At 34.6% G+C, this 12867-nt stretch carries 16 protein-coding genes; 8 read left to right on the forward strand and 8 right to left on the reverse strand.

Annotation, left to right across the window (positions count from 1 at the left end; all coding sequences use genetic code 11):
* Nucleotide 1 precedes the first annotated feature (1 nt).
* Nucleotides 2–1066, forward strand: a complete 1065-nt coding sequence (locus ACTIEI_RS04610) for a glycosyltransferase family 4 protein (RefSeq protein WP_439505111.1) — start codon at nt 2–4, stop codon at nt 1064–1066.
* Here ACTIEI_RS04610 and ACTIEI_RS04615 read toward each other — a convergent pair.
* Entirely contained in the window at nt 1063–2001 is a 939-nt protein-coding gene (locus tag ACTIEI_RS04615; protein ID WP_439505112.1) for a glycosyltransferase family 2 protein, read from the reverse strand. The genes ACTIEI_RS04610 and ACTIEI_RS04615 overlap by 4 nt on opposite strands.
* Before the next feature lie 66 nt (nt 2002–2067).
* Between ACTIEI_RS04615 and ACTIEI_RS04620 the strand changes: the two genes are divergently transcribed.
* Both ACTIEI_RS04620 and ACTIEI_RS04625 read left to right on the forward strand, forming a co-directional pair.
* On the forward strand, nt 2068–2976 hold the full coding sequence (locus ACTIEI_RS04620; protein WP_439505113.1) for a glycosyltransferase: 909 nt from the start codon (nt 2068–2070) through the stop codon (nt 2974–2976).
* 34 nt (nt 2977–3010) lie between these two features.
* Complete coding sequence (locus ACTIEI_RS04625) at nt 3011–3751, forward strand: FkbM family methyltransferase (RefSeq protein WP_439505114.1); 741 nt, start codon at nt 3011–3013, stop codon at nt 3749–3751.
* A 33-nt stretch (nt 3752–3784) separates the two neighbouring features.
* On the opposite strand, the gene ACTIEI_RS04630 is transcribed toward ACTIEI_RS04625, so the two are convergent.
* Complete coding sequence (locus tag ACTIEI_RS04630; protein WP_439505115.1) at nt 3785–4030, reverse strand: hypothetical protein; 246 nt, start codon at nt 4028–4030, stop codon at nt 3785–3787.
* A 75-nt stretch (nt 4031–4105) separates the two neighbouring features.
* Between ACTIEI_RS04630 and ACTIEI_RS04635 the strand changes: the two genes are divergently transcribed.
* Complete coding sequence (locus ACTIEI_RS04635) at nt 4106–5401, forward strand: aminotransferase class V-fold PLP-dependent enzyme (protein WP_439505116.1); 1296 nt, start codon at nt 4106–4108, stop codon at nt 5399–5401.
* A 55-nt stretch (nt 5402–5456) separates the two neighbouring features.
* On the opposite strand, the gene ACTIEI_RS04640 is transcribed toward ACTIEI_RS04635, so the two are convergent.
* From ACTIEI_RS04640 to ACTIEI_RS04660, 5 genes are all read right to left on the reverse strand, one after another.
* Complete coding sequence (locus ACTIEI_RS04640; RefSeq protein ID WP_439505533.1) at nt 5457–5654, reverse strand: 30S ribosomal protein THX; 198 nt, start codon at nt 5652–5654, stop codon at nt 5457–5459.
* Between the two features lie 19 nt (nt 5655–5673).
* Nucleotides 5674–5943 carry an HU family DNA-binding protein gene (locus ACTIEI_RS04645; RefSeq protein WP_439505117.1) on the reverse strand — a complete coding sequence of 90 codons (270 nt, stop codon included), beginning with the start codon at nt 5941–5943 and terminating at the stop codon, nt 5674–5676.
* A gap of 300 nt (nt 5944–6243) precedes the next feature.
* Nucleotides 6244–6549, reverse strand: coding sequence for a DUF4286 family protein (locus ACTIEI_RS04650; protein WP_439505118.1), 306 nt, complete (start codon nt 6547–6549; stop codon nt 6244–6246).
* A gap of 2 nt (nt 6550–6551) precedes the next feature.
* Entirely contained in the window at nt 6552–7319 is a 768-nt protein-coding gene (locus ACTIEI_RS04655; protein WP_439505119.1) for an exodeoxyribonuclease III, read from the reverse strand.
* A 5-nt stretch (nt 7320–7324) separates the two neighbouring features.
* Nucleotides 7325–8665, reverse strand: a complete 1341-nt coding sequence (locus tag ACTIEI_RS04660; RefSeq protein WP_439505120.1) for a hypothetical protein — start codon at nt 8663–8665, stop codon at nt 7325–7327.
* Nucleotides 8666–8741: 76 nt separating this feature from the next.
* Between ACTIEI_RS04660 and ACTIEI_RS04665 the strand changes: the two genes are divergently transcribed.
* Nucleotides 8742–9476, forward strand: coding sequence for a TIGR00730 family Rossman fold protein (locus ACTIEI_RS04665; RefSeq protein WP_439505121.1), 735 nt, complete (start codon nt 8742–8744; stop codon nt 9474–9476).
* 1 nt (nt 9477) lies between these two features.
* Here the strand turns inward: ACTIEI_RS04665 and ACTIEI_RS04670 are convergent, their stop codons facing one another.
* On the reverse strand, nt 9478–10113 hold the full coding sequence (locus tag ACTIEI_RS04670) for a response regulator (RefSeq protein ID WP_439505122.1): 636 nt from the start codon (nt 10111–10113) through the stop codon (nt 9478–9480).
* Between the two features lie 275 nt (nt 10114–10388).
* On the opposite strand from ACTIEI_RS04670, the gene ACTIEI_RS04675 reads away from it, so the two are divergent.
* From ACTIEI_RS04675 to ACTIEI_RS04685, 3 genes are read left to right on the forward strand one after another with little or no spacing between them, the layout of a single operon-like run.
* Complete coding sequence (locus ACTIEI_RS04675) at nt 10389–11501, forward strand: TlpA family protein disulfide reductase (protein ID WP_439505123.1); 1113 nt, start codon at nt 10389–10391, stop codon at nt 11499–11501.
* 51 nt (nt 11502–11552) lie between these two features.
* Nucleotides 11553–11732 (forward strand): hypothetical protein, encoded by a 180-nt coding sequence (locus tag ACTIEI_RS04680; protein ID WP_439505124.1) that lies wholly within the window; start codon nt 11553–11555, stop codon nt 11730–11732.
* Between the two features lie 23 nt (nt 11733–11755).
* Entirely contained in the window at nt 11756–12823 is a 1068-nt protein-coding gene (locus ACTIEI_RS04685) for a thioredoxin-like domain-containing protein (RefSeq protein WP_439505125.1), read from the forward strand.
* Nucleotides 12824–12867: the final 44 nt, after the last annotated feature.

Raw genomic sequence — 12867 nt, forward strand, 5'->3', positions numbered from 1 at the left:
CATGAATAAACCAACCACCATTTTATTTGATGCGGAGCGGATGAAATATCCCCACACGGGCTTGTTTTATTTTTGTAAACAATTGGCCCAATCACTTATTACAAAAGCCGCTGCAGCGAATATTCGGGTTCAATTATTCTTACCAAGCAGCCAACAACAACACTTTACAGCAGACACTAAAATATTGCCTATTCAATTTTGGTATAAATACCATTTGCCCATTTTCAAAGAGGTTGATATTTGGCATACAACCAGTCAAGACAGTGCTTATTTTCCTTTTCATTTTAAAAAGCCCATTGTATTTACCATTCATGATTTAAATTATTATCATGATGAACGTAAGTCGATGACCAAAAGAAATAATTGGTTAAAGCAATTACAAAAAAAAGTAGACGCAAGCAGTCATATTGTATTTATATCGGCGTACACAGCAAAAGATGTACAAGCGCATATTAATTTACAAGGCAAGCCATTTTCAATCATTTATAATGGATGTAATTTTAATGAAACTATTTTGCCAACCATTCCAATACATGTTCCTAAAGGACCATTTATTTTTTCCATTGGCACGATTGCGGTAAAGAAAAATTTTCATGTATTGCCGACACTATTAGCTAACAATCAAATGCAATTGATTATTGCGGGTATTACCCAACAACCAAGGTATGTAGAACAAATTATTGCTGAAGCCAAGAAATGGGGTGTTGAAAATCGATTGATTTTTGCAGGAGCCATTTCAGAAAATGATAAGCAATGGTATTATGCAAATTGTAGTGCATTTGTATTCCCTTCTTTATCTGAAGGATTTGGGCTTCCGCTGGTGGAAGCCATGCACTTTGGCAAACCAGTCTTTATCTCGAACGCCACTTCATTGCCAGAAATAGGCGGAGATGTGGCGTATATTTTTCCTGATTTTAATCCGCAAAATATGCAAGCTGTTTTTGCAGCAGGTATGAAAGATTTTGAAGAAAACAATCGCGCTGAAAAAATAATAGCAAGAGCATCATTATTTAATTGGGATGAAGCAGCACATGCTTATTTAAATATCTATCAACAATTGGCTTAAATAATTTTCAAGAACATTTTTAAGCAAAACAACCATTGCCTTACTTGGGATCTTTTTTTAGAAGCCAATAATTGTTGATGGTACTTGAAAAACAATACCATCCTTTGCAAATTATTGAAGATGCCTGATCCATGGTAATATTGATTCAGCTTGCCCAATACCATTTTCTCCTGTGCTAAATCCGCAGGACAATAGGAATAAAATAATTCAATTCTTTCTTGGGCAATTTGTTTTTTCTTTAAAGCAGCTTGTGCTTCTTGTGCTTTATTTCTTTTGCCACCTACTGCACCAAATACATTGTTGCTATGTTGTCTGTACCAAGCTAATTGGTCTGGAATATAGCGGATGCCACCGTTTACCGTGGCAGTGTATGCAATCCACCAGTCATGTGGAATAATGGTAGGAAACGGAAAAATTCGTTGTAAAAATTCATTCCTAATGAGCATGGCGTGGCCATAAATTCTACAGAAAATAGCTTGTTCTAAAGGGCTTGAAAAATCTTTGCAAGTAACCCTATCAGCAATGGTTACACCAATGGGCTCCATGTTTTCATTGCATAAAACAGAATTGGCATATGCCAACGCAGCATCGCCAATGGCTGCATACAATTTACTTATTTTTTGAGGATGCCATTGATCGTCTTGATCACATAGAGCCACGTATTCACCCTTTGCTAACTTACAACCCCGTTCAAAATTTTTGATATAACCTTGGTTGGTTCTACTCTTAATGATTTGTATGAAGGGGTGCTTTGACTGGTAAGATTCAATAATAGCAAGCGTATCGTCGGAACTATTGTCGTCTGTAACAATGATCTCCAAATTGGGATAGTCTTGTTGTAAAACAGAGTCTAATTGTGTTCGAAGAAATTTTGCTCCATTGTAAGTAGCCAACACAACGGAGATTAAAGGGAATTGCGTTTGATTCGTCAACATCTTGCTTGCTCTAAGTAGACTAAATTAAATATTATATTTACAAATTGGCAATAAAGCTAAACAATCATGCAATCATCTTTATCGATAGTGATGTGTACCTATAATGGAGCCGCATTTGTGGAAGCACAAGTGCAGTCTATATTGGCACAAACTTATCCTTTTGAAGAGTTGGTGATTGTAGATGATGCTTCCACTGATGGTACTTATGCGTTGTTGCAACAATTGGCTTCAGCCAATACAAGAATTAAATTATTTCTGAACCCAATGAATATAGGGTACAATGCCAATTTCGAAAAAGCGATTCGCTTATCTGTTGGTGAATATATTGCTTTTGCAGATCAAGATGATATTTGGGAAAAAGAGAAGTTGGGATTGATGATGGACGCCTTGCAACCCAATACTGCATTAATTTATTGCGATTCAGTAAGATTTAGTGATGCCATTCCAAACCATCCAGCACCCAATAAAAAAAACAGGAGAATTGACGGGAAGGATCCCTTGTTGTTGGGCATGTTTAATACCGTGAGTGGGCATGCCAGCATCATGCGCAGATCGGCATTAATGCCCATACTACCTTTCCCCAAAGAAGTATACTATGACTGGTGGATGGCCATGTATGCCACCATTTCAGGCGGCATTCAATTTATTCCATTTATTGGGGTGTATCAACGAATGCATACCCAAAATATAACCATACAACAAGGGTTAACGGAAAGTGAACATCGCAATCGGTATAGAATAATGTTGAGCAAGCATTTGGCTGCATTTGCCACTATTCAAGGCTTTCCAGAGCCAGTTCAATTGTTTTTTGGGCAATTCAGCCAATTGTGGAATCGTTCATTAACCAAGAAGCTGAATTGGCGCTTATTTGTTTTTTTGCTTCAGCACCACCGCAAACTTTTTTATTATAAAGTAAGACAAGTGCCCATAATCTCTGCATTTAAAGTGAGTTTTTTATTTTGTTTTAGGTGGTAATGGGTTATTTTCGGGCTAGTTAATAAATACCCACATGGCATCTAGGTTTAAACCATTAATAAAAGCATTTGGATTAGTAGACGGCATCAAGTTCTATATACATTTATTATTTAAGAAATACGGTGCATTTACTTCTTCTAAATACCAGACTACATTTTATTTACGTAGTAAAACCACAGATAAATACACATTTAAGCAGGTGTTTTTAGACGATCAGTATAACGTGTCATTGCCATTTACACCCACCCGAATTATTGATGCAGGGGCTAATATAGGATTGGCAGCAGTTTATTTTTCACATCGATATCCAGAAAGTAAAATCATAGCCGTAGAGCCAAGCAGGGATAATTTTCAAGCATTGCTAAAAAATATTCAAGGCCATCCTTCCATCAAAGCCAATTGTATGGGCTTATGGAATAAAGACGTCTACTTATCTATCATGAACCCAACAGGTCCGAGCAGCTCATTCATGGTAACCGAAACCAATCCAGACAATCCAGATGCCATACCAGCAGAATCGGTGGAAACCATTATGCGAGGAGAGCAATGGGATACCATTGATTTATTAAAGATAGATATAGAGGGGTCAGAGAAAGAAGTATTTGAACAGAATTATGAATATTGGTTACCTAAAACAAAAGTCATTTATTTAGAGCTGCACGATCAAATGAAAAAAGGCTGTTCCAAATCGGTATTCGCTGCCATTAGCAAATACAATTTCTCTTTTTCCATCTCAGATGAAAATCTGGTATTTATTAATGATGATTTGATATAAATCAGCTGTTTTTCTTAGCGAGATTTGAGCTACTTAGCTGTTTCGATTCTCTTCCGCCGCAATAATAGTTTGTTCTTTTTTCCACCAACGGAAACCAATAAAGCCCATGATGGCAATAGGCGCAAATGCTAAGTAGATGATAGCAGAGTTTAAAGCCTTAGCAGGGCCTTCACCTAATTGAGAAGCTGTTTTGGTACAAATAGAGCACTGGGCTTGAATAGATTCAGTTGCCAAAAGAAAAACTACCATCAATAGTAAAAACAGCCCTTTCTTCTTCATATTCGGTGTATTAAAGCACAAAGATATAACCGTTTTCTGAGGATAATGTTTAACTTAAGCGTTAAAATTAAACCCGTGGAGCCAAGAAGGAATTTCATCAAGAAAGCAGGCGCAATGGCCGGCGTATTTGCTGGTTATGGCTTTTTCAATCAATTACAAGCTGCTCAGTTTAAAGCGGCGGCTGCAATCACTTCAGATAACCCAATTATTGCTGCATCGGACGAAGATTACTGGCAGGTGATACAACAAGCTTATACGGTACCCTCTAATTTCATCAATCTGAACAATGGCGGGGTAAGCCCATCGCCTAGCGTTGTGCAACAAGCAGTAGAACGCTACAATCAATTATCGAACCAGGGCCCCTCTTATTTTATGTGGCGGATTTTAGACCAAGGTAGGGAGCCCCTCAGGCAAAAATTGGCTTTGCTAGCAGGCTGTTCACCTGAAGAAATTGCAGTGAACAGAAATGCCACAGAAGCACTGAATACGGTCATTTTTGGACTCAATTTGCAAAAAGGCGATGAAGTAATTGGCACCAAGCAAGACTACCCCAATATGATACAAGCTTGGCGGCAACGGGCATTGCGAGATGGGATTGTGTACAAACAAATCAGTTTTGATTTTCCTATTGAGGACGATGAAACCATTGTGAAAGCATTTGAACAAGCTATCACCCCTAAAACCAAGATCCTGCATGTGACCCATATCATTAACTGGGTAGGGCAAATTTTACCCGTTAAAAAAATATGTCAAATGGCGCATCGAAGAGGGTTAGAAGTGATTGTAGACGGTGCACACTCATTTGGTTTGCTCGATTTTGCCATACCCGATTTAGAATGCGATTATTTTGGCACCAGCTTGCATAAGTTTTTAAGTGCTCCTATTGGATCGGGCATGTTATGGGTTAAGAAAGAACATATAGCCAAGATATGGCCCTTGGTATGCAATGATAAACCGCAGAGCCCAGATATTCGAAAGTTTGAAACCCTTGGTACACGAAGCTTTCCAATAGAACAAGGCATTGGGGAAGCCATTGCATTTCATACAGCCATTGGCAGTAAACGAAAAGAAGAAAGAATTCGGTATTTAAAAAATTATTGGGCCAGTCGAGTTCAAAATATACCGGGGGTGCAATTACACACATCTTTGAAACCCGGCTATTCCTGTGCTATTTGTGGAGTAAGCATCAAGGGCTTAACACCGGCACAATTAGACCAACAATTGTACAATACCTATAAAATACATACCGTTGGCATAGTATGGGAGAATATCAGTTGTGTAAGAATAACGCCGCATGTTTATACGCGAATAGCAGACTTAGACGTATTAGTGGCTGCCATTGAAAAAATTGCGTCGGGCGTAAAAGGATAATACAATAAGTGGATCAGCAACTCCGCGTAGCGGTACTGACCCACTTGTTATTGAATTAAGAAGCTTTTGTTGCTGCTTTTTTTGCTGCTGCCTTTTTTGCTGCAACAGGATTAGCTGGCCTAGACTTACCGAAAGACCCTTGGAAACGTTTTCCTTTAGCTGTTTTTTTGTCACCTCTACCCATGATAAATAATTGAATAAGTTGTTTAATAAAGTGTAAAAATAGAAAAACCCCGCGAAAGCGGGGTTCAATTCTTTTTGGAAGGCAAAAATTATAACTTACCGCTTAATTCTTTACCAGCTTTAAACTTAGCAACTTTCTTAGCTTTAATCTTAATAGTCTCACCAGTTTGAGGGTTACGACCAGTACGAGCAGCACGCTTAGATACAGAGAAAGTACCGAAACCTACTAAAGTTACTTTATCACCTTTCTTCAACGTTTTAGTTACCGCATCAATAAAAGAATCCAAAGTAGCGTTTGCTTGTGTTTTGGTGATACCCGCATCATCAGCTAAGTGTGCGATCAATTCAGCTTTGTTCATAGAATGTATTTTTTAAAGTGTTTTTTGATAACAGAACAAATTTATTGGCTTTTAGCTACCAACAAAATTTTTATTCTTTTTTCTAGATTAGTTTCTTTCGCTTAAAACCCTTATAGATAAAGGGATAGCAAGGATTTAACACAAATGATTATTGTGTCATTTTCACATTATAATTCAATGAAACCCTTTATGGTAAAGGATTTCATTGAATTTGTTCTGCAATTCAATACCCGTAAGGGTTTCAAAGGAATATAAGGAAGATTTTTAAATACCAAATTTGTTTTCTAAAACTATCCACACTCAATTCACAACCTGCATAATTGACCTAAATGCCATCATTTGGTTGCCCCATTTCAGAATAGAATCGTTGCGCAGAGCGGGTGCGTGCAATTCAATGTAGCGGTTATAATCGGCCTTGGCTTCAGCATGGTATTGCACAGCATAGGTAATGCCATCTTCCTCGTCGGTTTCTAATAAACGAACAAATTGAAAATGGGTAAAGCAACCAGTTGCCATAACTGCAGGAATATGTTCGTTTTTCATCCAATGAAACCAATCGGTATGAATGGTGTGTGCTACTTTGGTCGTTACATTATATATAAACATGATTAATTGATTTCAGCATAAATAGGACAGTGGTCGCTATGTTTAACATTGGGGTAAATAGCAGCAGCTTTTAATTTTTTGCCCAGTTCTTGGGTTAGGCAGATATAATCGATTCTCCAGCCTTTGTTGTTTAATCGGACAGAAGGGAAACGCTGACTCCACCAACTATAAGCACCCGTAGTTTCTGGATGCAATTGCCTAAAACTATCTACCCATCCATTGTTTAAGAATTGGGTCATCCATGCTCTTTCTTCGGGTAAAAACCCAGATGATTTTTTATTTCCCTTTGGGTCATGAATATCAATTGCTTCGTGCGCAATATTATAATCTCCTACTACAATTAAATGAGGCCTGGTTTTTTTTAGCTCATCTAAAAAAGCTTGGAACTGGTTTAGCCATATATATTTATAGGCTTGTCTTTCATCGCCACTGGTGCCAGAAGGATAATAAGCATTCACTATAGTTATGTCACCAAAATCTGCACGGATTACACGACCCTCCAAATCACTCTGTTCCATATTACTGCCATAGTGTACTGCGTCGGGTTTAATTTTTGTGAGTATGACCACCCCACTATAACCTTTTTTTTGTGCAGTAAACCAATAGCTATGATAGCCTGCTTTGTCAAAAACAGCATGGTCAACATCTTCTTGGGTAGCTTTACTTTCTTGCAAGCAAATAATATCAGCAGGATCAGACAGCAACCATTCGTCAAAGCCTTTCTTTATGGCAGCCCTGATGCCATTCACGTTGTATGAAATAATACGCATAAAAACTATTGTAAGAAACGATTATAACTGAGTAAAATTAATTCGTTTATCAAATCGTTTGATAAAGTTGAATCAAAGATAACCATCCTTTCGGGTTGTTGCATTCCCCCAATGAGCCCTATTCTTTCATTGTTTAAATATATTTCTCTAAAGAATTCATTAACTACAATTTTAAAAGGTTGGTTGCGGATTTTTCCTTTCAAGCTATACAAAGAAGAAAAATTAACCACATTGTTTAAGTCGTTGATCCTGGTTAATGAATTACTGTCAATTCCATTACTCGATAAAAAAGGGTATATTTTTTTAGTACTGTCTAGTTGATCAGTTTCAATATTAAATTGAGCAATGGTATCTTTATCATGAATCATAAAATTATGATTGCCCTTTAAAGGTTCTACAATCGGCATATTCGTAATTCTAATATTAGTATTCGCAGAAACACGAGCTGGAATTACTAATAGATAATTCTTATTTAAAACGATATTCCTGGCTTCTTGCATCAGAAAAACAAATACTGCTTGCGGGTTTTCTTTTTCCATTGCAATGAAGCTACTATAAAGCAAAGGGGATAAAATGGTTTTATTTTTGCCACGCAAAGTAATTTCTTGGTATCGTTGTTCATCCCATCTTATTAATTCAGTTTTGCCATTGAATACATACTTACTGAAGAGCCCCTTGCTTTCAATTGCAATTCTAGGTAGGTTTGTGATGGTACCAATAATAAAATTATCACCCATAAAAGGAGGAGATGCTTTTAATTCAATTTGTTCACTTTCATTGGTGCTATCTAAAATAATTTCAACAGATTTTTTCATCAATTCACTAAATCCTTTTGCACTTAAATGCAAATTATTAAACGGAATGCCAAAGCCGATGGCATTGCTTTTCTTAATAAAAACTTCAAGACTTCTATTGAGGAGTTCAGAACTGCTATTTGTTTGTATACTCAATTCTACTATAAGAACAGATTGTATACTTTGCTGACTAGAGTCTTTCAGTAGATCAGGATAAAACTGTTTGAGGTATAAGCTGGCGGGATATTCAGCTAGCTTCAAATGAATGACTGGGAAGCTTGTGGTATTCTTGTTGCTACTGTTGAATTCTTTGATATTTTTTAAAAGCGAAAATTGAATTTGGTTGGTTCCTAAAGAATATCCTTTTTTAGCAAGTAGTTGTTGGTTTAGGTCTTGCCTAAACTGTGCAACAATAGTTGGATTGTTCCAGTAATACATTAATGGTCCATGCAAAGAAATGCATTGAAAGTTTCCAGGTTGAATAATCGTTTGTGATTGAGCAACAACCATGCTGGCTAACGCTATACAAAATGTGAAAATTAATTTTTGCATACAACTAATGATACAATTATTAAGTTAGACTTGTAAGAAAGTATTAATTTGAATTCAGTATTAAATGTAAGTCAAAATGAAGACAAGGTTAGATAGAATCATTCCTCCAGAAGAAGCAGTGTACTTAGATGGTCCAAAACCCAGAATTAACGAGTTGAAGTTTGCCTGGGATGTGTTTTCGGAATTTATCAAGTCTTTTCGTTTTCTACATTTTCTAGGTCCCTGTGTAACGGTATTTGGGAGTGCAAGATTCAAGGAAGATCATCCCTATTATAAAGCAGCAGAAGATATTGGGAAACATATAGCTGAGTTAGGATTTACCACTATTACAGGAGGAGGCCCTGGTATCATGGAAGCAGCCAATAGGGGCGCTTTTGAAAATGGTGGACAATCGGTGGGCATTAATATTAAACTACCTTTTGAACAACACGAAAATCCCTACGTACACAAATCGATTACGCTTAAATATTTCTTTGTAAGAAAAGTGATGTTGGTTAAATACTCATATGCATTTGTGTGTATGCCCGGCGGATTTGGCACCATGGATGAGTTTTATGAAGCATTAACCTTGATCCAAACCAAGACCATCAATGATTTTCCAATGGTATTGTTTGGGAAAGAATACTACCAGCCCTTAATGAATTATTGTGCATTTATGGCAGAGCAAGGCACTATTTCTAAAGAAGATTTAAAACTGGTTCTGTTAACTGATGATGTACATGAAGCAGGCCACCATATCAGCACTTATGTAAGAAAGAATTATACCGTAAAACCCCGCAAACGTTTGTGGTGGTTTTTTGAGAAAAGGTAATTTATTGAATCATACCCACTTTTTTTAAAAAGTTAATTACACCAACGGTGGTTTTCTGATTGGTTTTTTTAAAGATCCGTTCCATTTTTTTATTAATCGAAGAGGCAGAGATACCCATATCTGAGGCCACTTGTTTTCTTGATAAATCATTAGCGAGTAATTGTGCAGCTTGAATTTCCTTTTTTGTTAAATGTTCAACCCAGGAAATTTTTTGCTGCTTGATGGTTTCAATTTCTTCAGTGCTAAACATGAATTCAGGTGGATAGTATTCTTGACCACTTAATATTTTTCGAATAATTTCAGCAAGCTCTCTGGGTTTAATATTTTTAAAGGCAATGCCGTTTACTCCTAAACTAATCATTCCCTTTACTGCATCGTAGTCGCTAAGAACAGAAAATACCAGAATTTTAATTGATGGAAATGTTTTTTTTAAATATTGTGCTACTTTATATCCAGGCATTTCTGGCATACTGATGTCTAAGACTAATAAGTCGGGTGGTATTCCATTTTCAATAAGATCAATACAAGTTTTACCAGAATATACTATATCGGTAACATTTATTCTTTGCTCTCTTAATGACTTTCCCAATAGCTGCGTGACTTCTATCGCGTCATCACATAGCATTACTTTTTGCATCTAAATATTTTAGCAATTAAAAAATCAAGCAGTAAAACTTTAAACAATTGGGGACATAAAGTTATTGAAAATTAGGATGATGAAGCAGGGCAGTATGTTAAATATATTGTATACTATTTGGTAAAATCTATACTCTTAGTTGTTTCTATGTTTAAATAATACTTTATGGTCTTACGGGGGGTAAAAATACCCCCCTGTGATTTTTTTTAGTTTGGAAATTATACTAGAAGTTTACTCATCTCTATAAAAAGATGTGGGAAATCAATTATTTAAATATGTACAAACTATATCTTTTCACTTTCTCTCTTTTTATTTCAATAGTTTGTAATTCTCAAAAACAAACTAATACTCATTTAATACTTCCAAAAAATGTTTTGTTGAAGACTTTAAGGATTTTATTTGATGATGGGAAAAAAGAAGAAAATATATTACATAACGATATTGACGGATTTATCAATAAAGAATTCATATCTGAATATGCTTCAATTAAGATTAGTTATAACCTAAGTAATGGCGAATTAATTAATGACCTATTTTTTGTGAATGATCAACCATCAGTCATTAAGTATTTCTATTCGAGCGCTGAAACTACTAAATTGAATTATACATTATTAAATGCGTATGATTTTAAAATTCAAAAAAATAAACTTTTAGAATATACAAAAAATGAAGTTCAAGAGTGTAAAGAATTTCTTGAGAAGTATTCAGATAGTATTTTTATTAATATACCATTAATTGATAGTATTTATCGTTCTAAATTTTCAGCATTGTCAACAAAAGAAATGCAATACATTTCTAAGAATTCAAGTGATTATTATTTAAAGTGGTATTTTAGAAGGAATCTTTTAAAATCGAATCTAATTGATAATAAATCTGTATATAATGTTTTTAAAAGATTTCCAAAATCTTATATTGATAGTGAGGAAGGTATTTTTATTAATAATTATTTAAACAGTTTTACGGCTTTTAAAAAAGGAGAAGAATTGCCATTTTTTAGAGTGAAGGATATTGCTAATAATTTTGTTTCCTTACTTGATTATAAGCATAAAAGTAACGTATTAGTTGTTTTTTGGGCAACTTGGTGCGTTCCTTGCATAAATGAGATTCCTTCAATTCGAGCATTGAAAAGCAAATATAAAGATCTCGAGATTATCTTTATTTCCTATGATACTGACAAGTCATTATTTCTTTCTAAGATTAAAGAATATCAAATGGATTGGATTCATATATTTAATGATATTGATTTAATCAATTCATATGGAAGTTATAAAGCTATACCAAGGGTTTACGCAATTAATAAGAATGGTCAATTAATATATGATAGAGATCAAGACAGTGACAAAGATTTATCAATGCTAGATATCGCATTATCTAAATTATATAAATAAACATATTTCTTCTCGACTAGTACCCGAAAAGAAAAGCCCAAAAATTAATTTATGAAACAGAGAATGGAAAATTTAGGTTTCCTTGTACTTAGGAATGCTCAAAAGAAAATTTTAGATTGGGAGCTTGAAGTTGAAGCAACAAAACGCTATGAATGTTCTGCTGGAGCAAAAGAATGGGGATTCGATTGCCCTATGCCGTTGAGATCTGATTGTAAATGCGAGAAGTGTTAGGAATTGATTTTAAATAAAATATTATGAATTTCATACTTACTTTTTTAATGGTTTTGTGTACTAATATTTCATTGTACTCACAAACCACAGATATTTCGATAAGTGGTAAAATTAATGGCACATACCCTGATAAAATATTTTTATTTTTTGACGGAAATATAAATGCTAAGGATAGTTTAAGTTCAGTAATTGCTAATGGGGACTTCCAGTTTAATCTAAAAACAAAACTTCCAATATTATGTAGGGTACATTTTAGCGAGAATACTAATATAGTTGAATTTTATATCGATAACCCAACTACATTAATTTTCTTGAATAGTAAAATTGAAACTAATAGTGAGAATAAAACAAAACGTACATATTTTCAACTTGACAGTATTAAGGGATCAGTTATCGAAGTAAATAGGCAGTTATTCGAAAAGTCCTTAACGAAAGTAGAAGCATTTAATATTTCTAATATAGAAAAAAGAAATTTACATTATAATTTGTTAGATAGTTTTATTACAAAAAATCCTAAAAGCAAACTTGCACTATACTTTTTGGCAACAAATAAAATTCTTTCTTTAAATCAAGTTAACCTTCTAAAATCAAATTTTGATACAAGTCTTTTATCATCTTATGAAGGACAAAAGTTAAATCGATCAATAATATCGCTATTGCGCTTAAAAAATAGAATGATAGGAGAGCAATTTCACCATGTTAGTCTTCCTAATAAATTTGGAAAAAAGATTGAAACTTCAATATATACTGGTAAAATTGTATTAATAAATTTCTGGGCTTCCTGGTGCGTTCCCTGTAGGGAAAAGCATCCGGAAGTAATCAAGTTGTTTGATTCTTATAACAGATCTCAATTTGATATTATTGGTATTTCCTTTGATGATAATCTAAAATCTTGGAGAGCAGCTATAGTAAAGGATAAGATAAAATGGTTACAGTTAATTGACACGGAATATACAAATGGTAAACTTTCTTCCTATTATGATATAACCGCAGTTCCATCAAACATCCTTATAAATAGGGATGGAAAAATTTTGGGCTTTGATTTAACATATCAAGAAATCAAAAAAATCACTGATGATAATCTTAAATAATAGAACTGAATATTAATTACAATATCCTTTTAGTTGTAATCTAG

The organism is Sediminibacterium sp. (assembly GCF_051860225.1).
Lineage (GTDB): Bacteria > Bacteroidota > Bacteroidia > Chitinophagales > Chitinophagaceae > Sediminibacterium.

Bases quoted from the DNA above. Each gene is read 5' to 3' on its own strand.
- ACTIEI_RS04665 (WP_439505121.1), top strand. From the start codon at position 8,742: ATGAAGACAAGGTTAGATAGAATCATTCCTCCAGAAGAAGCAGTGTAC.
- ACTIEI_RS04630 (WP_439505115.1), bottom strand. From the start codon at position 4,030: ATGAAGAAGAAAGGGCTGTTTTTACTATTGATGGTAGTTTTTCTTTTG.
- ACTIEI_RS04650 (WP_439505118.1), bottom strand. From the start codon at position 6,549: ATGTTTATATATAATGTAACGACCAAAGTAGCACACACCATTCATACC.
- ACTIEI_RS04615 (WP_439505112.1), bottom strand. From the start codon at position 2,001: ATGTTGACGAATCAAACGCAATTCCCTTTAATCTCCGTTGTGTTGGCT.
- ACTIEI_RS04655 (WP_439505119.1), bottom strand. From the start codon at position 7,319: ATGCGTATTATTTCATACAACGTGAATGGCATCAGGGCTGCCATAAAG.
- ACTIEI_RS04660 (WP_439505120.1), bottom strand. From the start codon at position 8,665: ATGCAAAAATTAATTTTCACATTTTGTATAGCGTTAGCCAGCATGGTT.
- ACTIEI_RS04620 (WP_439505113.1), top strand. From the start codon at position 2,068: ATGCAATCATCTTTATCGATAGTGATGTGTACCTATAATGGAGCCGCA.
- ACTIEI_RS04680 (WP_439505124.1), top strand. From the start codon at position 11,553: ATGAAACAGAGAATGGAAAATTTAGGTTTCCTTGTACTTAGGAATGCT.
- ACTIEI_RS04685 (WP_439505125.1), top strand. From the start codon at position 11,756: ATGAATTTCATACTTACTTTTTTAATGGTTTTGTGTACTAATATTTCA.
- ACTIEI_RS04670 (WP_439505122.1), bottom strand. From the start codon at position 10,113: ATGCAAAAAGTAATGCTATGTGATGACGCGATAGAAGTCACGCAGCTA.
- ACTIEI_RS04645 (WP_439505117.1), bottom strand. From the start codon at position 5,943: ATGAACAAAGCTGAATTGATCGCACACTTAGCTGATGATGCGGGTATC.
- ACTIEI_RS04675 (WP_439505123.1), top strand. From the start codon at position 10,389: ATGTACAAACTATATCTTTTCACTTTCTCTCTTTTTATTTCAATAGTT.
- ACTIEI_RS04625 (WP_439505114.1), top strand. From the start codon at position 3,011: ATGGCATCTAGGTTTAAACCATTAATAAAAGCATTTGGATTAGTAGAC.
- ACTIEI_RS04610 (WP_439505111.1), top strand. From the start codon at position 2: ATGAATAAACCAACCACCATTTTATTTGATGCGGAGCGGATGAAATAT.